Source organism: Bacillus sp. FSL R5-0523 (genome assembly GCF_037975295.1).
GTDB classification, from domain to species: domain Bacteria; phylum Bacillota; class Bacilli; order Bacillales; family Bacillaceae; genus Bacillus; species Bacillus subtilis.
In genome coordinates this window covers 1,715,516-1,736,962 of the sequence record NZ_CP150251.1, presented here as the reverse complement: position 1 = coordinate 1,736,962, position 21,447 = coordinate 1,715,516, and the positions used below count along the sequence as shown (strand labels likewise).

The 21,447-nt window shown below is 42.3% G+C and carries 20 protein-coding genes; all 20 read right to left on the bottom strand.

What is annotated here, in order from left to right; genetic code table 11:
- Window positions 1–141 precede the first annotated feature (141 nt).
- Window positions 142–411 (bottom strand): 30S ribosomal protein S15, encoded by a 270-nt coding sequence (rpsO, locus tag NYE53_RS09010; RefSeq protein ID WP_003220957.1) that lies wholly within the window; start codon window positions 409–411, stop codon window positions 142–144.
- A 160-nt stretch (window positions 412–571) separates the two neighbouring features.
- Window positions 572–1,522, bottom strand: a complete 951-nt coding sequence (ribF, locus tag NYE53_RS09005; RefSeq protein WP_014479803.1) for a bifunctional riboflavin kinase/FAD synthetase — start codon at window positions 1,520–1,522, stop codon at window positions 572–574.
- Between the two features lie 18 nt (window positions 1,523–1,540).
- Window positions 1,541–2,470 (bottom strand): tRNA pseudouridine(55) synthase TruB, encoded by a 930-nt coding sequence (gene truB, locus NYE53_RS09000; protein ID WP_038828250.1) that lies wholly within the window; start codon window positions 2,468–2,470, stop codon window positions 1,541–1,543.
- Window positions 2,471–2,551: 81 nt separating this feature from the next.
- Complete coding sequence (gene rbfA, locus NYE53_RS08995; RefSeq protein WP_009967251.1) at window positions 2,552–2,905, bottom strand: 30S ribosome-binding factor RbfA; 354 nt, start codon at window positions 2,903–2,905, stop codon at window positions 2,552–2,554.
- A 16-nt stretch (window positions 2,906–2,921) separates the two neighbouring features.
- On the bottom strand, window positions 2,922–3,200 hold the full coding sequence (locus tag NYE53_RS08990; protein WP_003231905.1) for a DUF503 domain-containing protein: 279 nt from the start codon (window positions 3,198–3,200) through the stop codon (window positions 2,922–2,924).
- Complete coding sequence (gene infB, locus NYE53_RS08985) at window positions 3,197–5,347, bottom strand: translation initiation factor IF-2 (protein ID WP_014479801.1); 2,151 nt, start codon at window positions 5,345–5,347, stop codon at window positions 3,197–3,199. Before infB ends, NYE53_RS08990 begins: the two co-directional genes overlap by 4 nt.
- Window positions 5,348–5,366: 19 nt before the next feature.
- A complete protein-coding gene (locus tag NYE53_RS08980; RefSeq protein WP_339248263.1) occupies window positions 5,367–5,669 on the bottom strand; it encodes a YlxQ family RNA-binding protein in 303 nt (100 codons plus the stop codon).
- A 1-nt stretch (window position 5,670) separates the two neighbouring features.
- Window positions 5,671–5,946 (bottom strand): glucose-induced regulator RulR, encoded by a 276-nt coding sequence (rulR, locus tag NYE53_RS08975; protein ID WP_009967250.1) that lies wholly within the window; start codon window positions 5,944–5,946, stop codon window positions 5,671–5,673.
- Between the two features lie 13 nt (window positions 5,947–5,959).
- Entirely contained in the window at window positions 5,960–7,075 is a 1,116-nt protein-coding gene (nusA, locus tag NYE53_RS08970; RefSeq protein ID WP_003231912.1) for a transcription termination factor NusA, read from the bottom strand.
- Between the two features lie 34 nt (window positions 7,076–7,109).
- Entirely contained in the window at window positions 7,110–7,580 is a 471-nt protein-coding gene (rimP, locus tag NYE53_RS08965; RefSeq protein ID WP_003231915.1) for a ribosome maturation factor RimP, read from the bottom strand.
- 329 nt (window positions 7,581–7,909) lie between these two features.
- Window positions 7,910–12,223 (bottom strand): PolC-type DNA polymerase III, encoded by a 4,314-nt coding sequence (locus NYE53_RS08960; protein WP_339248260.1) that lies wholly within the window; start codon window positions 12,221–12,223, stop codon window positions 7,910–7,912.
- A gap of 108 nt (window positions 12,224–12,331) precedes the next feature.
- Window positions 12,332–14,026, bottom strand: a complete 1,695-nt coding sequence (gene proS, locus NYE53_RS08955) for a proline--tRNA ligase (protein WP_339248257.1) — start codon at window positions 14,024–14,026, stop codon at window positions 12,332–12,334.
- Between the two features lie 32 nt (window positions 14,027–14,058).
- Window positions 14,059–15,327, bottom strand: a complete 1,269-nt coding sequence (gene rseP / locus NYE53_RS08950) for an RIP metalloprotease RseP (protein WP_010886508.1) — start codon at window positions 15,325–15,327, stop codon at window positions 14,059–14,061.
- A 6-nt stretch (window positions 15,328–15,333) separates the two neighbouring features.
- Complete coding sequence (gene dxr, locus NYE53_RS08945) at window positions 15,334–16,485, bottom strand: 1-deoxy-D-xylulose-5-phosphate reductoisomerase (protein ID WP_003245155.1); 1,152 nt, start codon at window positions 16,483–16,485, stop codon at window positions 15,334–15,336.
- Window positions 16,486–16,546: 61 nt separating this feature from the next.
- A complete protein-coding gene (gene cdsA, locus NYE53_RS08940; RefSeq protein WP_003231924.1) occupies window positions 16,547–17,356 on the bottom strand; it encodes a phosphatidate cytidylyltransferase in 810 nt (269 codons plus the stop codon).
- Between the two features lie 3 nt (window positions 17,357–17,359).
- Window positions 17,360–18,142 carry an isoprenyl transferase gene (locus NYE53_RS08935; protein WP_339248254.1) on the bottom strand — a complete coding sequence of 261 codons (783 nt, stop codon included), beginning with the start codon at window positions 18,140–18,142 and terminating at the stop codon, window positions 17,360–17,362.
- A gap of 130 nt (window positions 18,143–18,272) precedes the next feature.
- The gene (gene frr, locus NYE53_RS08930) at window positions 18,273–18,830 is read right to left on the bottom strand and encodes a ribosome recycling factor (RefSeq protein ID WP_003231927.1); all 558 of its coding nucleotides are present in this window, start codon (window positions 18,828–18,830) and stop codon (window positions 18,273–18,275) included.
- A 1-nt stretch (window position 18,831) separates the two neighbouring features.
- Entirely contained in the window at window positions 18,832–19,554 is a 723-nt protein-coding gene (gene pyrH, locus NYE53_RS08925) for a UMP kinase (RefSeq protein WP_003220923.1), read from the bottom strand.
- Between the two features lie 145 nt (window positions 19,555–19,699).
- On the bottom strand, window positions 19,700–20,581 hold the full coding sequence (gene tsf, locus NYE53_RS08920) for a translation elongation factor Ts (RefSeq protein WP_163117327.1): 882 nt from the start codon (window positions 20,579–20,581) through the stop codon (window positions 19,700–19,702).
- Window positions 20,582–20,682: 101 nt separating this feature from the next.
- Entirely contained in the window at window positions 20,683–21,423 is a 741-nt protein-coding gene (gene rpsB, locus NYE53_RS08915) for a 30S ribosomal protein S2 (RefSeq protein ID WP_003220918.1), read from the bottom strand.
- Window positions 21,424–21,447: the final 24 nt, after the last annotated feature.

Genomic DNA, 21,447 nt, shown 5'->3' with positions numbered 1-21,447 from the left:
AATAATCAATTACTCCTATTATGAACGAAATGAATTGAACATATCAATGTCAAAGTAGTATGTAAAAGGATTTCAATGATTTGTTATAAGAAATTTCGCTTTAATACGATAAAAAAGCGGGAATCCTCCCGCTTTTTACGATTATCGACGTAAGCCTAGTTTGTTAATTAACTCACGGTAACGAGTTACGTCTTTATTACGCAGATACGTAAGAAGATTACGACGCTTACCTACCATTTTAAGAAGACCGCGACGTGAGTGGTGGTCTTTCTTGTGAGTACGTAAATGCTCGTTCAAGTTGTTAATTGAGTCAGTTAGGATAGCGATCTGAACTTCTGGAGATCCAGTATCAGATTCGTGTGTTTTGAACTCATTGATGAGTTGGTTTTTACGCTCTTGAGTAATTGCCATCCTGTTTCACCTCCAAATCATATTTAGCCCCAGTTACCTAGCAACCGTCGGTGACTTCGGATTGCCAAGCAATGGTTTTAAGACTACGAAAACTATCATACTAAAAATCGTGCCTATATGCAAATATTTTAGAATAAAATTTGCGTGCGTTCGTTGCAAGTTATTTCCGTAAATTGCTGAAATAACGGATGGCTTCCTGCTTATCTTTCTCAATTTGCTCTGTTAATTCTTTGATGCCATTGAATTTCCGCTCGCTCCGAATCCGTTTGTACCATTCGATTTTTATAGCGGCTCCATATACCTCTTGATCGAAATCAAACAGATTGACCTCGATGGAAGGCTGCTCAGGGCGCTTTTCATAAAACGTTGGCTTATAGCCAATATTGCAAACGCCATTGTAAACTTCGCCGTTCACTTCCGCTTTTACGGCATATACACCAGTGGGCGGGACGATATAGCTGTTATTTAAACCGACATTCGCTGTCGGAAACCCGATGGTCCGCCCTCTTTTATCACCATGAATGACAATTCCTTTAATAAAATAAGGTTGTCCAAGCAAGACATTCGCCAATTCAACATCTCCGTTTTGAAGCGCGGTACGGATATACGAAGAACTGATTTTTTTATCCTGCTCCGTTAATTTTTCTACCATTGTGCACCCAGCTTTTCCGTCTAAATCATCCGGCATGGTCTTCATTGTTCCCTTGCCGTATTTGCCGTACGTAAAGTCAAAGCCTGCCACTGCGTGCTGCACATTAAGGCCGATAATATACTGGTCTATAAACTGCTTAGGAGAAAGAGAAGCAAACACTTCATTAAATTTAACGACATACAGAACTTCTGTACCTAATTGTTCAATTTGATTTATTTTGTCTTCAAGAGGCGTAATCAGATCCTTAGGTTCCTTATCTCTGCCCAACACGTGAGAAGGATGGGGATGAAAGGTCATCACAGCCAATGTCAGACCTTTTTCTTCGGCTATTTGCTTCGCTGTGCAGATTACCTTTTGATGCCCGAGATGAACGCCGTCAAAATATCCTAACGCCATCACTGATTTTGCCTGCTCCTCTTTTATTAAATGATGAGGATGTGTAATATGTATCGTCTTCACAGAACGGTCACCTTTTTTCTATTGTTCGCTTTTTTGCATCAATACTTTTGCCGGCTTTAACAGCCCTTTTTTTGCAGGATGAGGGAAATAGATCGCCAAACAGGTTCCGGATTCAGTAAAGACGGCGATACGGTCTTCACTTGTCATTTCAGAAAACTGCTCGGGCGTCTCAAGCAAAGCCCCATTTTCTACTTTCTTAGCTAATGTATCACTTATGATCCATTTCGGCAAATGATTGAGCGCACGTTCAATAGGAACTGTATGCTCTTCCACGGTTCCGGATTGGGCCTGTGCTTCGAGCTCATCAAAAGTAAAGCATTCGTCGAGAGAAAAATCTCCGGATGCCGTACGGATTAAATGAGACATATGAGCCGGATATCCGAGCTTTTCTCCGATCATGACCGCCAGCGTCCTTACATAGGTCCCTTTGGAGCAAGTCACTGTAAACCGGAAGCTTGCGGTTTCTCCATGATGTTTAATCTCTGTCGTCAGGGCAATGTCTTCAATGGTTATCATACGTTTCGGACGTTCTACTTCAATCCCTGCTCTTGCGTATTCGTATAATTTTTTGCCGTTTACTTTTACAGCGGAATACATGGGCGGAATTTGTTCTTGTTTCCCCTTTAAACTGTTTAAAACATTTTCTACATCCGCTTTATCAATGTCGTGATTGACAGGCTTTGTTTCCACCGTTTCTCCGGTTTGATCCTCTGTTGTGGTTGAAAAGCCAAGCGTTATTTCTGCATCATACGTTTTAGATTTTTCAGTTAAGTATTCGACTATTTTTGTCGCTCTTCCTACACAAATCGGAAGCACGCCTGACACTTCCGGATCGAGCGTTCCTGTATGTCCTACTTTTTTTGTTTTTAACAGCTTTCGGATCTTCATGACACAGTCGTGCGATGTCATGCCAACAGGTTTATGTAAAAGGAGAACTCCGTTAACCATTTGCTTTTCACTCCTTCTTTTGAGCTTTTTTCTTTTAAACGAAGAAAGAGGACAGACGATATACGCCTATCCTCTCATTTTTTATTCAGATGGTTTCTCTGAATGTAATTCGTGAATCAGTGTTTCGATCCGATTCCCGTAATCGATTGATTCATCGAACTCAAATTCAATTTCAGGCGTTTTTCGAAGTCTGATGCGGCTGCCGATTTCGGATCGGATAAATCCTTTCGCTTTTGCCAGCCCTTTCAGCGCTTCTTCCCGTTTTTTCTCGTCACCGAGAACCGAGATATACACCTTTGCAATTTGCAAATCACCTGATACACGTACATCCGTTACTGTCAGAAAACCAATTCTCGGGTCTTTCAGCTTGCGGCTGATAATATCACCGAGTTCTTTTTTCATTTGCTCGCCGACACGGTTTGCTCTCATACTCAATTCAATCACCTCTAAGTTAAAACCACTCTGTCCTAGTGATCGTCCGTTCAATTTCAGGAAAAGAATCGATAAACGCTAGGACGCGTTGCAGTTCTTTTTCTGTTTGAACGCGAGAGGAAGAAACAGCGGCGATTCCGAAGCTGGTTCTTTGCCAGGTGTCCTGATAGCCAATCTCCGAAATCGAAACATTGAACTTGTTTTGAACCCTGGTTAAAACCCGCTTCAGAACGGCACGCTTTTCTTTTAGCGATCCTGCATCATAAATGATGCATTCACACTCCGCAAATCCGATCACGTTCTTTCAATTTCTTGCATGACAAACGCTTCAAGGATGTCACCTTCACGAATGTCATTGTATTTCTTAATTGTAATACCACATTCATAGCCTTGTGAAACTTCTTTCACATCGTCTTTAAAGCGTTTCAGAACATCTACTTCGCCTTCAAAGATGACGACGCCGTCACGAATTAAACGGAGGCCGCTGTCGCGCGTAATGGTTCCTTCAGTAACATATCCGCCGGCAATTGTACCGATTTTAGATACTTTGAATGTTTGGCGTACTTCTACTTGACCAATTACTTTTTCTTCATATTCAGGATCAAGCATACCTTTCATGGCAGCTTCAATCTCGTCGATTACTTTGTAAATGATACGGTGAAGTCGAATATCTACATTTTCAGCTTCAGCCGTACTCTTAGCATTTCCGTCCGGTCTCACATTAAACCCGATAACAATTGCATTGGAAGCAGATGCCAAGATAATGTCTGATTCAGTAATCGCACCAACGCCTGTATGGATGATTTTCACTTTAACGCCTTCTACTTCAATTTTTTGAAGTGCAGCCGTTAAAGCTTCAGCAGATCCTTGAACGTCAGCTTTTACGATGAGGTTGATGTCTTTTACATCACCTTGCTTAATTTGCTCGAATAAATCATCAAGACTGAGCTTCGCTTTATCGCTGCGCTGCTCTTCAAGCTGTTTCGAAGCACGGGCTTCACCGACAGAACGAGCTGTTTTTTCATCCTTAAAGACAAGGAATTGGTCTCCCGCTTGAGGGACATCATTCAAACCGGTAATTTCAACCGGAGTTGACGGGCCGGCAGTTTTCACACGGCGGCCAATGTCGTTAACCATTGCACGGACACGGCCAAATGTATTGCCGACTACGATCGGATCACCGACATGCAGTGTTCCAGTCTGTACGAGCAATGTCGCAACTGACCCTCTGCCTTTATCGAGTTCAGCTTCAATAACCGTTCCTTTTGCCTGACGGTTCGGATTCGCTTTCAGTTCCTCTACCTCACTGACAAGCAAAATCATTTCAACGAGCTCATCAATGCCTTTTCCAGTTAAAGCGGAAAGCGGCACAAAAATGGTTTCTCCGCCCCAAGCTTCAGGGACAAGTCCGTATTCCGTCAGTTCTTGCATCACACGGTCAGGGTTTGCGGATTCTTTATCTATTTTATTCACAGCAACGATGATTGGAACCTCTGCTGCTTTTGCATGGTTAATCGCTTCAACTGTTTGCGGCATGACACCGTCATCGGCAGCTACGACAAGAATCGTAATATCAGTTACTTCTGCACCGCGTGCACGCATTGTTGTAAATGCGGCGTGGCCCGGTGTATCCAAAAACGTGATTTTCTTGCCGTTCTCTTCAATTTGATAAGCGCCGATATGCTGAGTGATTCCGCCTGCTTCTCCTTCAACAACCTTTGTTTTACGGATGCTGTCAAGAAGCGTTGTTTTCCCATGGTCAACGTGGCCCATGATTGTCACGACAGGAGGACGAATTTCAAGATCCTCTTCATTATCAGGCTCTTCGTATTTTTCCAGCTCTGTTTCTTCAAGCACAATGACCTCTTCTGTTTCAACACCATATTCTGATGCAATGAGTTCGATTGTGTCTTTATCAAGCTCTTGGTTAATAGTTGCCATTACGCCAAGAAGCATCAGCTTTTTAATGATTTCTGAAGGCTCTTTGCCAAGCTCTTCAGCAAGTGCGCCAACTGTTAAAGTGCCAGAGAATGTAATTTTCTCAGGAAGCTCTTTTTTCGGCTTTACAGGCTTTTGCTGATGTTGGTTTTTATTATTGTTGTTGTTGCGTTTATTTTTTTTGTTGTTGTTATTCTTCTTGTTTTTGTTAAATTGATTATTCTGCACGTCATTCTTCTTTCCGTCTCGAATTTTATTTGGTTGATTTCCAGCTGATTGCTGATTAACCCCTTGTGGCTGTTTGTTTTTGTTCGTTTCTGCTGGCTTTTGAGATTTAGCAGCTGCGCCGCCTTTTTTATATTTGGCATCTAGCTTTTTAATGGCCTTTTCTTCAAGCATGGCCATGTGATTATTCACTTCTAAATCCATGTTCTTCAGTGCGGTCAAAATTTCCTTACTTGAAACATTTAACGCTTTTGCATATTCGTATACTCTCATTTTAGCCATTCGTTCACCCCCAAAAATATTAATCGAGCAAGCTGATCAGCTTATTCGCAAAACCTTGGTCAGTGACGGCGACAACGACACGGGCTTCTTTACCGATAGAGCGTCCAAGAACCGCGCGACTCTCGACTTTTTTATAAGGGACTTTATAATAATTGCACTTGTCAGTTACTTTTTTTGCTGTGTTAGATGATGCATCCTCTGTAAGCAGGACAAGCTTTGCACGCGCATTCCTGATTTCTTTTATTACCAAGGCTTCGCCTGACACGACCTTACGAGCTCGATTGGCCAGACCCAGCAAGGGAAACCATTCCATTCCAGACATTTTATTTTTTCACCTTTTCCGCCAGTTCCAGCAATTCATCGAAAATCTGGTCATCGATTTGTGATTGAAATTGATTTTGCAAAGTGTTTTTCTTTTTTGCTGCTAAGATGCACTCTTTATCCAGCGTTAAATAAGCACCCCGCCCATTCTTTTTTCCGGTCGGGTCCACTGAGATTTCGCCTTCTTTTGACCGTACAACTCGGATCAGTTCCTTTTTAGGCTTCATTTCACCAGTCACTACACATTTGCGTAATGGGATCTTTTTGTGTTTATTCACCTAAAGTCACCTCTTATTCATCCGATTCAGCAGTTTCAGGCTCCGTAAAGAGCGGCTCATCATCTTCTTCAAGTTCTCTCGGATAGATTCCAAGTTCTCTTGCGTCCGTTTCGCTCTTAATATCAATCTTCCAGCCTGTCAGTTTAGCAGCTAAGCGTGCGTTTTGTCCTCTTTTGCCAATTGCCAGAGACAGCTGGTAATCAGGAACAATAACAGTTGTCGCTTTTTCTTCTTCATTAACAATGACATCAAGCACTTTGGAAGGGCTGAGCGCATTCGCGACAAATTCTACAGGATCACTGGACCAGTTGACAATGTCAATTTTTTCACCTTTTAATTCATTGACGATTGCTTGCACACGCTGGCCTTTAGGCCCTACGCATGAACCGACAGGATCAACGTCAGGATCATCTGTGCGAACAGAAATTTTTGAACGGTCGCCGGCTTCTCTGGCAACAGATTTTAGCTCGACAGTTCCATCATAAATTTCAGGCACTTCAATTTCAAACAAACGCTTTAACAGGCCTGGATGTGTTCTTGACACATAAATCTGCGGGCCCTTCGTTGTTTTTTCTACTTTTGTGATATATACCTTAATGCGGTCATGGGGCTTGTAGCTTTCATTCGGCATTTGCTCATTAACCGGCAGCAAGGCTTCTATTTTGCCTAAAGACACGTAGATAAATTTATTGTCCAGACGCTGGACGATCCCTGTCATGATGTCTTCTTCACGGTCGATAAATTCAGAATAGATCACGCCGCGCTCAGCTTCGCGCACACGCTGTGTGACGACCTGCTTCGCTGTTTGAGCAGCTATGCGCCCGAAATCCTTAGGTGTAACTTCGATTTCGACGACATCGCCGACCATATATTCCGGATGGATACCCTGTGCCTCTTCAATTGAGATCTCTAATCTCTGGTCGTATACTTCGTCAACGACATCTTTTCTTGCAAATACACGGATGGAGCCAGTTTCACGGTTTAGATCCACCCGTACATTTTGCGCTTGATTAAAATTCCGCTTATAAGCAGAAATTAACGCAGCTTCGATTGCTTCGATGATAATTTCTTTACTGATGCCTTTTTCTTTTTCAAGAATCGTGAGAGCATCTAATAATTCACTGCTCATTTAACGGTCTCCCCCCTTAAAACATTTGTATTCATTAGAATGTAACAGCTAATCTTGCATTAGCTATCTTTTCATACGGAATATTGATCCGTTTCTTTCTTGTTTTGATCGTGATCTCAACTGTCACTGTTTGTCCATCAAATTCAGCCAGTTCACCTTCAAACACTTTTACGCCGTCAATAGGCTCATACGTCTTAATGTATACGTTTTTTCCTAGTGATTTTTCGAAATCGGCTTTTTTCTTTAGCGGACGCTCAGCTCCTGGAGATGAGACTTCAAGAAAGTAATTTTGGCTGATTGGGTCTGCCTCATCAAGCTTTTCGCTTAAAGCTTCGCTTACTTTGGCACATTCCTCAATATCCACACCGTCATCGGAATCAATAAACACGCGAAGGAACCAGCTTTGGCCCTCTTTGACAAATTCAATGTCAACGAGTTCCAGCTGAAGGCTGTCTACGATTGGCTGAGCCATTTCTTGAACGGTGTCAGTCACTTTTTTGCTCATGTTCTTCCTCCTTGTGCTGTCGATCTCATATTCGTCTCGTCACTCTGCATAAAAACCCTGCTTCAAAAGAGCAGGGGCTAAAAAGTAAACGATGAACATGTCGAGACAAAATTCTCCTGTTCAATACAAAAGAGCGGGTTTCCCCACTCTTTGCCTCGGTAATCGTTAGCATTTCCAATAAAACTATACCATAACCATATTTTTATTGCAAATGGATATACGCTTACCTTCTTACCTAAGCAAGTGACAGAAACTCTAATATTACGATGGCACTTTTTGCGCTTATGTATGCATAGAAGCAGAATTTCTGAGAAATTCTGCTTTCCATATTAGAACAGTGACAATTGGTTTTGATCAGGCAGTGATTCCAGACAGCCGTGGCGATCTAAGTACTCTAAAATCGTTTTTGATACTTTCCCTCTCTTTTGCAAATCTTCTTTTGAGAGGAATTCGCCTTCTTCGCGAGCTTTTACAATGTTCAAAGCAGCGTTCGTCCCTAACCCTGGAATAGAGTTAAACGGCGGAATAAGACTGTTGCCGTCAATAATAAACTCTGTAGCGCTAGAGCGATATAAATCTACTTTTTGGAATGAATAGCCTCTCTCACACATCTCAAGCGCTAATTCTAAAACAGTCAGAAGGTTCTTTTCCTTCGGTGAAGCATCGAGTCCTTTAGCGTTTATATCCTCCATTACCGCTCTGATTGCTGTAGAGCCCTTGATCATTGTATCGATATCAAAGTCATCTGCACGAACGGTAAAATAAGCCGCATAATACAAAAGAGCATGATGCACTTTAAAGTAAGCAATGCGGACTGCCATTAAGACATATGCCGCGGCGTGGGCTTTCGGGAACATGTATTTAATCTTTTTACAGGAATCAATATACCAGTCTGGGACATTGTTATTTTTCATTTCTTCTTCCCATTCAGGCGTTAATCCTTTTCCTTTACGCACGAATTCCATGATTTTAAAGGCAAGGGACGGCTCAAGGCCTTGATAGATTAAATAAACCATAATGTCATCACGGCAGCCGATAACCTCACTCAGCTCACAAATATTATTGTGGATGAGCTCCTGTGCATTGCCAAGCCATACATCAGTTCCGTGAGACAAGCCTGAAATCTGAACGAGCTCAGAAAAAGTGGTCGGCTTTGTATCTTCAAGCATCTGCCGGACAAATCGGGTTCCGAATTCAGGAATTCCAAGAGTGCCCGTTTTACAGCCAATCTGTTCTTCAGTCACACCGAGTGATTCGGTTCCCTGGAAGATCTTCATCACTTCAGGATCATCCGTCGGAATTGTTTTCGGATCTATTCCGCTTAAGTCTTGAAGCATCCGAATAACAGTCGGGTCATCGTGTCCGAGAATATCAAGTTTTAACAGGTTGTCATGGATGGAGTGGAAATCAAAATGAGTCGTTTTCCACTCTGAACCTGTGGCATCTGCCGGGAACTGGATCGGTGAAAAATCATAAATATCCATATAATCCGGAACTACGATAATACCGCCAGGGTGTTGTCCAGTTGTACGTTTTACACCTGTGCATCCCTGTACGAGCCGATCTATTTCGGCACCGCGCATATGAAGATTGTTGTCTCCGGCATAGCCTTTTACATAACCGTAGGCTGTTTTTTCTGCCACCGTGCCTATTGTTCCCGCACGATATACATTGTCTTCCCCGAACAATACTTTTGTGTAATTGTGTGCTTGCGGCTGATATTCCCCTGAGAAGTTCAAATCGATATCAGGTACTTTGTCCCCTTTAAATCCTAAGAACGTTTCAAATGGTATATCATGACCGTCTTTTTTCAAAGGCGCTCCGCAATGAGGGCATGTCTTGTCAGGCAGGTCAAAACCGGAACCGACAGAACCGTCATTAAAGAACTCAGAATGCTGGCACTCAGGACAAACATAGTGCGGCGGCAGCGGGTTTACCTCAGTAATCTCAGTAAGTGTCGCAACTAATGAAGATCCTACGGAACCACGGGAACCAACGAGATACCCGTCATCTAGTGAACGTTTTACAAGTTTGTGAGAGATCAAGTAAATAACAGCAAATCCGTGGCCAATAATACTCTTTAACTCTTTTTCAATCCGCGCTTCGACAATTTCAGGCAGCTCTTCCCCGTAAATGCTTCTTGCACGCTGATAGCTCATTTCTCTGATCTCTTCATCGGCGCCTTCGATTTTCGGCGTATATAAATCATCTTTAATCGGCTTGATGTCATCAACTAAAGAAGCAACCTTTTGGGTATTGGTGACTACGATCTCCTTCGCTTTTTCTTCACCTAAGAAAGAAAAAGCTTCAAGCATTTCGTCTGTCGTTCTGAAATGCACTTTCGGCAGTTCATGCCTATTCAGCGGATTTGCCCCGCCTTGTGAGGATATTAAAATCTTTCTGTAGATTTTATCCTCATCATTCAAGTAATGAACATTTCCCGTAGCAACAACCGGTTTATTAAGCTTTTCCCCCAGCTTCGTGATATTCGCAATAATTTCTTTCAGCGCTTTTTCATCCCGGACCAGTTCAAGCTCCAGCAAGTGACGATACACTTCAGGCGGCTGAACCTCAAGGTAATCATAGAATGACGCGATATCTTCCACCTCTTCAGGCGATTTTTGCATCATTCCCTCAAAAACCTCTCCCCTGTCACAGGCAGAACCGATCAGCAGCCCTTCCCTGTATTTCTCAAGCTGAGATCTCGGAATACGCGGCACTCTGTAAAAATAATGAATATGAGAAAGTGACACAAGCTTAAATAAATTTTTAAGTCCCGTGCTGTTCACGGCAAGTAATGTTGCATGATACGGTCTTGATCTTTGATAAGCATTGGACTGACCCATATTTTCATTCAACTCATCATGGTACTGAATGCCTTTTTCAGCTGCGTCTTTCAGCATTTTCAGAAGCAAATAAGCGGTTGCCTCAGTATCATAGATCGCACGGTGATGCTGTGTGAGTTCGATATCAAACTTTTTACAAAGTGTGTTCAACCGGTGGTTCTTAAATTCCGGATAGAGAAAACGTCCTAGTTCTAGCGTGTCAATGACTGGGTTTTTAGCTTTATCGACTTCAAGAAGCTTTTTATAGGCTACATTTAAGAATCCCATATCAAAGCTTGCATTATGAGCGACAAGGATATCATCGCCAATCCATTCTCTGAAATCTCTTATTACATCTACGACATCCGGAGCGTCTTGTAGCATATCATCAGTGATCCCTGTCAGCTCTATGATTGTGGCGGAAAGCGGACGATGCGGGTTCGCAAACGCCTCAAATTTATCAATAATTTCTCCGCCTTTTACTTTTACTGCAGCCAGCTCAATAATGGTATCGTATACAGCAGACAATCCTGTCGTCTCAACGTCAAAAACAACATATGTTTCTTCTTCGAGCAGACGATGTGCGGCATTATAAGCAATTGGCACGCCATCATCCACGAGATTCGCTTCCATCCCGTAAATCATTTTAATTCCATGCTTTTTGGCCGCAGAATACGCATCAGGGAAGGATTGAACGACAGCATGATCAGTCAAAGCGATGGCCTCATGCCCCCATTTTTTCGCCTGTTCGACAAGCTTTCCGATACCCGTAACAGCATCCATTTGGCTCATTGGGGAATGAAGATGCAATTCCACTCTTTTTTCTCCTTCAGGTGCTGAATCTTCACGGGTTTTTGCTTTTATTTCGTTTACGTCATTTGCGATCATGACAAGGTCTCTGACAAATGTATCATTTTGAATGCTTCCGCGTGCTTTTACCCACATTCCTTTTTTCAGAGACTTCATCAGTGCCGCATCTTCTTTTTCACGTGCAAACATTTTGATCAAAATACTATTTGTATAGTCTGTAATTTTGAAGATACACAGCGTGCGCCCGCTCTTTAGCTCGCGCGTCTCCACATCAAACACATAACCTTGGACCGTAATTCTCCGTTCTTCGTCCATGATGCTGTCAAGTGTCCGGATTTCCTCGTTATCTTTAATTTGATAACCGATAACAAGAGGACCAGATGGTGCTTGGTCTTCATCACTTTCTTTATCTTTCTTCTCCATTTCAATCAAGGCCTGCATAGCCCGCTCTTGGTCTTCTGCAAGCTTTTGCTCCCGAAACTTTTGAACTTCCTGCTCGGATACAAATATTTCAGCATCAAGCTGAAGATCCGGAAAGCCAAATTGACGGTAGCCTGCTTGAATCATGGAACTGTATTTGTTTTTTAGCGCAGCCGCTTCTGTATCCGTTTTGGTTTTGACAATCAGTTTATTGCCCTTCAGCTTCGGTTTTTGCTGGTTTAAAAGACTGACAATCGGCGGCGAAATGCCCTGCAGTTCTTCAATGCAGCGTGACCAGTAGTCTTGAACGATACTTTCACTGACCTCGGCATCCTGCACTTCAATTGAAGATGTCACTTTTGCTATGTGGGCAAACGATTGCGTCAGCCTCGTTGTTAATGTGTCATATATTTGAAAAGGCAGCAAAGATTTAAATTGAAAATGAAAATGCCAAGACTTAGAAGCTTTGTGAATTGTCAGCTTTTTAATCTCGCCATGTTCAAAGTAGGTCATGAAGGTATCATCTGTCATATTAATCTGCTGCAGAAGAATTTGAAACTGCCTTCTGTTTACTGATAACTGTTCCATTAAGACAGTATCCCTCCCTAAAAACATCATAAGTGAAGGTACCTCAGGCAATGAGGTACCTTCTATTATTTCTATTTTAACATGTTTTTTGATAAATCGTTATGGTGATTACTGCTTGCTGATAAACGCAGATAATTCGTCTACTGAAATCTCAGTTGACTCACCAGTTTGACGAATTTTCACTTCGACGATTCCTTCGTCAGCTCGTTTTCCGACAGTGATGCGGATTGGAAGGCCGATTAGATCTGAATCAGCGAATTTTACACCGGCACGCTCAGCACGGTCGTCATAGAGCACTTCATAGCCTTCCGCTTTTAAATCGGCATACAGCTTTTCAGCAAGCTCTCTTTGCCCATCGTTTTTCATGTTCAATGCAAGAATATGAAGATCGTACGGGGCAACGCTTTTTGGCCATATTAATCCTTTTTCGTCGTGATGCTGTTCAGCAATAGCAGAAAGCGTTCTTGACACACCGATTCCGTAACAGCCCATCAGCATTGGCTGCGAGCGTCCGTTTTCATCTAAATATGTCGCATTCATCGCTTCTGAATAGCGTGTTCCGAGCTTAAAGACTTGTCCGACTTCGATTCCCTCAGCAAAACGGATCGTTCCCTTGCCGTCTGGTGAAGGATCACCTTCTTTAATAAAACGAAGATCAGCAAATTCTTTAATTTGCACGTCACGATTCACATTGACATTTTTATAATGATGATCTCCTTCATTTGCCCCGGCAACAGCATTAACAATTGCTTTCACAGCTTGATCGGCATATACTTCCACATCCTGATGAATACCGACAGGGCCTACAAAGCCTGGCTCTGTTCCGAGCTGCTGAATGACCTCTTCATGTGTAGCAAGCTCTACAACTTCTGCATGAAGCAAGTTTTTCACTTTAATATCGTTAACTTCATGATCCCCTCTTACAAGCACTAAGACAAAACGGTCATCAGCTTTAAACAATACTGACTTAATGCACGCTTCAGCCGAAACCTGTAAGAACGCAGTCAGTTCTTCGATTGTTTTCACGTTAGGCGTATGAACCTTCTCTAGAGCTTTAGGCTCTTCATCTGAAGGAACTTCCTGGTGAAGAACTTCAGCCATCTCGATATTAGCCGCGTACTGTGATTCATCAGAATACGCAATCGTATCCTCTCCGATCGCAGAAAGTGCCATAAATTCGTGCGTATCCTTTCCTCCCATTGCGCCTGAATCAGCGATAACAGGTCTTACATTAATGCCGCAGCGGGCAAAAATATTAGAATAGGCCTCGTACATTTTTTGATACGTTTCATCCAGGCTCTCTGCAGATGCATGGAAAGAGTACGCATCCTTCATAATAAATTCGCGGCCTCTTAACAAACCGAAGCGAGGACGTTTTTCATCTCTGAACTTAGACTGAATTTGATAAAGAGTCAGAGGGAGACGCTTATAAGATTTAACCTCATCGCGAACAAGCGAAGTGATAACCTCTTCATGCGTTGCCCCTAAAGCAAATTCACGGCCATGACGGTCTTTTAGTCTCATCAGTTCGGGACCATACGTATACCATCTGCCTGATTCCTGCCATGTCTCTGCCTGCTGCAATGCGGGCATGAGCATTTCTACGGCATCAATTTTCTCCATTTCCTCTCGAACAATCTGCTGAATGTTTTGAATCACCTTATACGCAAGAGGCATATAGCTGTATACCCCGCTCGTATTCTGTCTGATAAATCCTGCTCTCAGAAGAAGCTGATGACTTTTTGCTTCGGCATCAGCTGGAACTTCACGGAGCGTAGGAATAAGCGTCAAGCTTTGTCTCATTTCTTCGCACCTCTGATTGATTTACTTTTCGTTTACAAAAACAGCCGCTGGATATCGTTCCATGTGACAACCAGCATAAGAAGCATTAAGAAAGCTACTCCGATAAACACAACAAATGCTTCTTTTTCCCTGTTAATCGGTTTGCCCCGAATCGCTTCAATAAATAGAAACAACAGTCTTCCTCCGTCAAGTGCCGGAATCGGAAGCAGGTTGACAATCCCAAGGTTAATGCTTAAAAACGCCGCAAACTGAAATAAGTTCACGATCCCTGTTTTCGCCACTTGGTCTGTCATGTCATATATGCCGACAGGACCTGACAGCATATCGAGTTTAAATTGGCCTGTTACTAATTTGCTCAGATTGGTTAAAATGGCTTTGGTGACATCAACTGTTGATGTCGCGCCGTAAGCAACCGCTGAGAGTACGCCTTTTTCAGTCGGCGCATAGGAACCGAAACGTCCGATTGTTTTTTTGTTCTCATCTTTAACAGCTTCCGGAGTCACCGAAATATGAAGCGTTTTGTTATCTCTTTTTACTGCAACGTCCATTTCTTTCTCCGGGTTTTCTTTTACAGCGGAGACAATGTCAGTCCAAGACCTCATTTTCTCTCCGTTAATGCTTTGGATATAATCCCCTTCTTTTAGCCCTGCTTCAGCCGCCCGTCCATTGTCTGTCAGCTGCCCGAGCATAGGTTCATTTGACGGTACGCCTTGAATCAGCCCAAGCATCACTAAAATGACGTAAGCTAAAATAAAGTTCATAATCGGCCCTGCAGCAATTGCTTTAATCCGCTGCCATACAGGTTTGGAACCAAATTGGCGATTATACGGCGCAATCTGCACTTCTTCTCCGTCTACAATAAAAAAGGATGTTTCGCTGACAGTAAAGCTGGAAAGTTCGTCCTCTTTCCCCTGTTCATAACCAGTGATCTTCATGTCATGCTCTAGATCCGCTGTTTCCACTTCAATGACTAAAGCATCCGGATATTTTTCCTTTTGATTGATGATGACTTTCTCAACTTGATCTTCTTTATTAAACAGAAGCCCGACCGTGTATCCGGGTTTCACCTCAATCATTTCCGGATCTTCGCCGGCCATACGAACAAATCCGCCGACCGGAAGCAGCCTGATCGTATAAACTGTTTCATTTTTTTTGAAAGAAAAAATCTTTGGACCGAAGCCGATCGCAAATTCACGGCAGAGAATTCCCGCTCTTTGGGCTAGCAATAAATGGCCCAGTTCATGGAAGAAAACGAGCGTTCCGAAAATAATGATAAACGCTATAACTGTATTCACGAACATACCACCTTATGTGAGTATTGAATTGACGTATCCCCGGGTATCTTTGTCCACTTCTTGAATGTCCGCCAGGCTCGGTTTTTTCAGTAATTGATGGCGGGTTAGTGCCTTTTCGATACAGTCTTCAATAGCCAAAAACGGTATCTTGCCAGCTAAAAAGGCAGCGACAGCTACTTCATTTGCCGCATTTAGCACTGTCGGCATTGTTCCTCCTATTTTACCTGATTCAAAAGCAAATTGTAAGCATCGGAACCTGTCAAAATCAGCTTTCTCAAAATGAAGGCTACCGATTTCCCATAATTCAAGCCTTTTCGCATCTGGTAATGGCAATCGGTCAGGATAAGTGAGCGCATATTGAATGGGGACTCTCATATCCGGAGTTCCGAGCTGTGCGATCACACTTTTATCATGGAACTCAACCATTGAATGGATGATGCTCTCCTTATGTAAAACCACATCAATTTGTTCATAAGGTATATCGAAAAGCCAGTGTGCCTCGATCACCTCTAATCCCTTATTCATCATTGTAGCCGAATCAATTGTAATTTTTGCACCCATTGACCAGTTTGGATGTTTTAATGCATCTTCAACTGTTACTGATTCGAGCTCCTCCCGCGTCTTGTCCCGAAAACTTCCGCCGGATGCCGTAATGATGAGGCGTTCAATGTTTTTAGCCTGTTCGCCTTGAAGAGCTTGAAAAATGGCTGAATGCTCACTGTCAACAGGCAGCAGCGGAACATCATATTTCTTAGCATGTTCTTTTACTATATGCCCTGCAGTGACAAGAGTTTCCTTATTTGCAAGCGCAATTGTTTTTTTCTGTTCAATTGCCTTTAACGTCGGGATAAGGCCGACGCTTCCAAGCAAAGCGTTGACAACAATGTCAACCTCCTCCATCACTGCTGCTTCTATCAGCCCTTCTTCTCCCAGCCCGATTTGGCATTCAAAAGAAAAAGACATTTGTTTTAATTTATGATATGTATCCAGATCACCGACAGAGACAAACTTCGGCTGAAAGACCTCAATCATTGGAACGGCCTTATCAATATTTCTGCCAAACGACATAGATACCAGCTGAAATTGATCTTGATGTGCACGCAGTACATCAAGAGTCTGTTCGCCGATTGATCCTGTTGCTCCTAAAAGACAAATATTTTTCAAAGTTGCCACTACTCCTATTCTTATTGCTGCATGATCAGTCTCATATTCATATTAGACTTTTTTATGAAAAAAGGGCAAGCAGAAAGTACAAGAAAGGCATGACAAACAAGAAACTGTCAAAACGGTCTAATATACCGCCATGCCCGGGAAGAATATTCCCAGAATCCTTTACATCGTAATGTCTTTTCAAGGCGGATTCCACTAAATCTCCAAGTTGTCCGAAAACAGACAAAAACAGCGTGATCAACAGCAGATAGATATACGGGATCGGAAGTTGTGCAACAAGCTGAAAAATCGTCGCCAATACAAGTGCGATGACAATTCCGCCTGCAAACCCTTCCACTGTTTTATTCGGACTGATTTCCGGCCACAGTTTCCGCTTCCCAAGCGATTTACCGACAAAATAGGCACCGGAATCGGTGGACCAAATGACAACACACGCGTAAAAAATGTATGTTAATCCGTATTGGTCAAGATTTCTGATTTCGATAAAATAATGAAAACACATTCCGATGTAAATTGCTGCAAGCGTAATAAACCCGACTTCATCAAAAGTAAAGGTGTTCTTGACCAACACTGTGTAAGTCAGCAATAGCAGTACCGCAAATAAAGCGATTTCCATTTTGGAAATTCCGTCCGCTTCAAAAAACGAATACTGGCTTGGCAATAAGAACATCCACAATAATAAAAGACCGATCAAACCCGGCAGTGAAACCAGCTTCAGCTTTTTCATCCGTAAAAGTTCAAAAAGCGCCACACTGCCCATAGCATAAATTAATATGGTGAACGGCAATTTCCCGACAATAACCAAAAATAAAAATACAATTGCTGCCAGAACACCTGTCAAAATTCTTTGTTTCATGTCCACCATCCTCTAAATTCCGCCAAACCTCCGGCCTCTCTGCTGAAACTCTCCTAACGCCTGCAAGAAGTGATCTTCTTTAAAGTCAGGCCACAAGACGTCAGTAAAGACAAATTCACTGTAGGCAACCTGCCATAGCATAAAATTACTCAGCCTTATCTCGCCGCTCGTTCGAATTAAAAGTTCAGGATCCTGCAAAGATTCAGTCATCAAATAAGTAGAAAAAAGCGATTCATCAATGTCTTCAGTATTCAAAGAGCCTTCCTTCACTTTTTCCGCGAGTGATTTTGCAGCACTGACAATTTCAGTACGGCCTCCATAGTTAAGAGCAAAATTAAGGATCATTCCGTCGTTTTGCGCCGTGTCCTGTACAGCTTTTTCAATCGCACGTAATGTGTGCGCCGGCAAAGCCGTTTCATCCCCAATGATCCGAACCTGTACATTTTCCTCAACAAGCTCTGGAAGATACGTATTCAAAAATTCTTCCGGAAGCTTCATTAAAAAATCGACTTCCATTTTCGGTCTTTTCCAGTTTTCTGTTGAAAATGCATACAATGTCAGTACTTTGACACCTAATTCGTTTGCGAGCTTCGTGGTCCTTTTTACCACCTTCATCCCTTCATGGTGGCCTGCAATTCTGGGAAGAGAGCGTTTTTTAGCCCAACGGCCATTTCCATCCATGATAATGGCGATGTGTTCGGGAATTTCTCCCTTAAGTATGTCTTCTTTTGTATAACGTTCTAAGTTGGAAGCCGCAGTTTGCTGATTCTTCCAATTTTTGAGTATGTTGAGCATGAGATTCCTCCGTCACCCAAAAAGGTTACATTCCCTGCTGATAATCAATGTAATCAACAGTATTAACAAAAAAACCCCCTGTAAACATGAGAGGGTCTTTTCACTATTATCTATTGTACATAGTTTTTCATTAAACTTCCATGATTTCTTTTTCTTTGTCTTTTGTGACACTGTCAATTTTTGACACATATTCATCTGTCAGTTTTTGAACGTCTTCAGTGGAAGCACGCAGTTCATCCTCAGTAATGTCTCCGTTTTTCTCAAGTTTTTTGAGATCATCGTTAGCATCACGGCGAACGTTACGAACAGCTACTTTTGCTTCTTCAGCATATTTTTTTACAACTTTCACTAATTCTTTCCGTCTCTCTTCTGTTAGTGCCGGAATTGCAATTCGAATCATATTGCCGTCACTTGTTGGTGTAAGACCTAAATCAGCTTTTAAAATCGCTTTTTCGATATCGCCGATTGCTGTTTTGTCGTATGGTGTGATAACGAGCATACGAGCTTCAGGCACGTTAATAGAAGACAACTGATTTAAAGGTGTCTGCGCTCCGTAATATTCAACCGTTACTTTATCTAATAATGATGGATTTGCACGGCCTGCGCGTACAGTAGCCAATTCGCGCTGATAAGCAGCAATTGCTTTTTCCATTTTTTCTTTTGTTTGAGTTAATACTTCTTTTGACACGTTATTTCCCCCTCACGATCGTTCCGATTGATTCACCGATAACGGCACGTTTGATATTTCCTTCTTCCATAATAGAAAAGACGATAAGCGGAATGTCATTGTCCATGCATAAAGAGGAAGCTGTTGAATCCATGACTTCCAGGCCGTCTTTAAGAACGTCAAGATAAGAAAGTGATTCATACTTAACAGCTGATTCATCTTTTCTAGGATCAGCATTATACACACCGTCAACGTTATTTTTAGCCATTAAAATAACGTCTGCCTCAATTTCAGCAGCCCGCAGTGCAGCTGTCGTATCAGTTGAGAAATATGGGTTTCCTGTGCCCGCAGCGAAAATAACGACACGTTTTTTCTCTAAGTGGCGTATCGCTTTTCTTCTTATGTACGGTTCAGCAACTTGTCTCATTTCAATGGATGTTTGCACTCTGGACTGGATTCCGAGTGTTTCCAAGCTGTCTTGAAGAGCAAGCGAATTCATTACTGTCGCCAGCATTCCCATATAGTCAGCAGTCGCGCGGTCCATGCCCAGGTCACTTCCTGTTTTTCCGCGCCATAAGTTGCCGCCGCCTACTACAACAGCCACTTCGACTTCAAGCTCAGCGATTTCCTTCACTTGCTTTGCAATGGATTGAATGACAGTCGGGTTAATTCCATTTCCCTGTTCTCCTGCCAATGCTTCCCCGCTAAGCTTTAATACGATACGTTTGTATTTTGGTTTTTCCATGATAACCTCCAAGTGTAAACATTGCCGTTTTCTATTATGCAAGAGAAAAAAAGGTTTGTAAATATAGTTTTAAAAATAGGGAACACAAAATGTGTCCCCTATACTGCCTGAAAAGACGCGACTTAGCCGCGAAATCTTTTCACCATTATTTTTTCACTTGGTTCATTACTTCTTCAGCAAAGTTTTCTTGACGTTTTTCGATGCCTTCTCCAACTTCATAGCGGACAAAAGTTTGAACAGTAGCGTTTTTCGCTGCAATAACTTGTTTCACTTTTTCATCTGGGTTTTTAACGAACGCTTGGTCTAATAGACAAATTTCTTCGAAGAATTTGTTCAGACGGCCTTCAACCATTTTCGCTACGATGTTTTCAGGTTTGCCTTCTTGGAGGGCTTGCTGAGTTAAGATTTGACGCTCATGATTTGTTTCTTCTTCAGATACTTGATCACGAGAAATGTAACGAGGGTTAACTGCAGCAACGTGCATTGCGATATCTTTCGCAGTTTCTTCATCAGTTGTACCGTTGAGAACAGTTAATACACCGATGCGGCCGCCCATGTGAAGGTACGCACCGAATGCAGAGCTGTCGTCTTTTGTAAGAACTGTAAAGCGGCGAAGAGTGATTTTCTCACCGATTTTAGCAACTGCGCTTGTGATGTACTCTTCAACAGTTGAGCCATTTTCCATTTTTTGACCCATTGCTTCTTCAACATCTGCTGGCGTGTTTGCAAGAAGGTGGTCAGCTAAAGTGTTAAGAAGCTCTTTGAAGCCTTCGTTTTTCGCAACGAAATCAGTTTCAGAGTTTACTTCTAGGATAACGCCTTTGTTGCCGTCAGTTTTAATAATAGTAGAACCTTCTGCTGCGATACGGTCAGCTTTTTTCGCTGCTTTTGCAATCCCTTTTTCTCTTAAAAGGTCAATTGCTTTGTCCATATCTCCGTCAGTTTCAGTTAACGCTTTTTTACAATCCATCATGCCCGCGCCAGTTTTTTCACGCAGTTCTTTTACTTGCTGTGCAGTAATTGCCATTTGTATTCCTCCTTATATGTTTAAACAAGAGTATGTATATTACACATTTTTCTTGAAAAAAGGTGATAAAAGGCAGTCCCTCTTATCACCTTTTGAATAGGTTACGCAGTTGTTGTTTCTGTTTCTGGTGCAGTTTCTTCAGCAACTTCCGCTTCTTCTTCGCCTTGCTTCGCTTCTAAGATTGCATCTGCCATTTTAGAAGTTAGAAGTTTAACAGCGCGGATAGCGTCATCGTTCGCTGGGATAACAACATCGATTTCATCTGGATCACAGTTAGTATCTACGATACCGATGATAGGGATGTTTAATTTGCGAGCTTCCGCAACAGCGATGCGCTCTTTGCGAGGATCGATGATGAATAATGCATCAGGAAGATCCTTCATATCTTTAATTCCGCCTAGGAATTTTTCAAGACGCTCTAATTCTTTTTTCAATTGAACGACTTCTTTTTTAGGAAGTACATCAAACGTACCGTTTTCTTGCATTTTTTCAATGTCTTTAAGACGTTTAATACGTTTTTGGATTGTTTCAAAGTTTGTTAATGTACCGCCCAACCAGCGTTGGTTGACATAGTACATGCCAGAGCGTTGAGCTTCTTCTTTAACAGAATCTTGAGCTTGTTTTTTTGTTCCGACGAAAAGGATTTTTCCGCCTTCAGCAGCAAGATTTTTAGTGAAGTTGTAAGCTTCCTCTACTTTTTTGACTGTTTTTTGAAGGTCAATGATGTAGATTCCGTTACGCTCCGTGAAAATGTAACGCTTCATTTTTGGGTTCCAACGGCGTGTTTGGTGACCGAAGTGAACACCAGCTTCAAGCAATTGCTTCATAGAAATGACTGACATGTTATTTCCTCCTAATATAATGGT

What these genes read in the sequence shown, in the direction of transcription:
- cdsA (WP_003231924.1), bottom strand. Translation starts at nt 17,356, where the DNA reads ATGGTGGACATGAAACAAAGAATTTTGACAGGTGTTCTGGCAGCAATT.
- infB (WP_014479801.1), bottom strand. Translation starts at nt 5,347, where the DNA reads ATGGCTAAAATGAGAGTATACGAATATGCAAAAGCGTTAAATGTTTCA.
- rpsO (WP_003220957.1), bottom strand. Translation starts at nt 411, where the DNA reads ATGGCAATTACTCAAGAGCGTAAAAACCAACTCATCAATGAGTTCAAA.
- truB (WP_038828250.1), bottom strand. Translation starts at nt 2,470, where the DNA reads ATGGTTAACGGAGTTCTCCTTTTACATAAACCTGTTGGCATGACATCG.
- NYE53_RS08980 (WP_339248263.1), bottom strand. Translation starts at nt 5,669, where the DNA reads ATGTCTGGAATGGAATGGTTTCCCTTGCTGGGTCTGGCCAATCGAGCT.
- pyrH (WP_003220923.1), bottom strand. Translation starts at nt 19,554, where the DNA reads ATGGAAAAACCAAAATACAAACGTATCGTATTAAAGCTTAGCGGGGAA.
- rimP (WP_003231915.1), bottom strand. Translation starts at nt 7,580, where the DNA reads ATGAGCAAAAAAGTGACTGACACCGTTCAAGAAATGGCTCAGCCAATC.
- rseP (WP_010886508.1), bottom strand. Translation starts at nt 15,327, where the DNA reads ATGTTCGTGAATACAGTTATAGCGTTTATCATTATTTTCGGAACGCTC.
- proS (WP_339248257.1), bottom strand. Translation starts at nt 14,026, where the DNA reads ATGAGACAAAGCTTGACGCTTATTCCTACGCTCCGTGAAGTTCCAGCT.
- nusA (WP_003231912.1), bottom strand. Translation starts at nt 7,075, where the DNA reads ATGAGCAGTGAATTATTAGATGCTCTCACGATTCTTGAAAAAGAAAAA.
- NYE53_RS08935 (WP_339248254.1), bottom strand. Translation starts at nt 18,142, where the DNA reads ATGCTCAACATACTCAAAAATTGGAAGAATCAGCAAACTGCGGCTTCC.
- NYE53_RS08960 (WP_339248260.1), bottom strand. Translation starts at nt 12,223, where the DNA reads ATGGAACAGTTATCAGTAAACAGAAGGCAGTTTCAAATTCTTCTGCAG.
- rpsB (WP_003220918.1), bottom strand. Translation starts at nt 21,423, where the DNA reads ATGTCAGTCATTTCTATGAAGCAATTGCTTGAAGCTGGTGTTCACTTC.
- tsf (WP_163117327.1), bottom strand. Translation starts at nt 20,581, where the DNA reads ATGGCAATTACTGCACAGCAAGTAAAAGAACTGCGTGAAAAAACTGGC.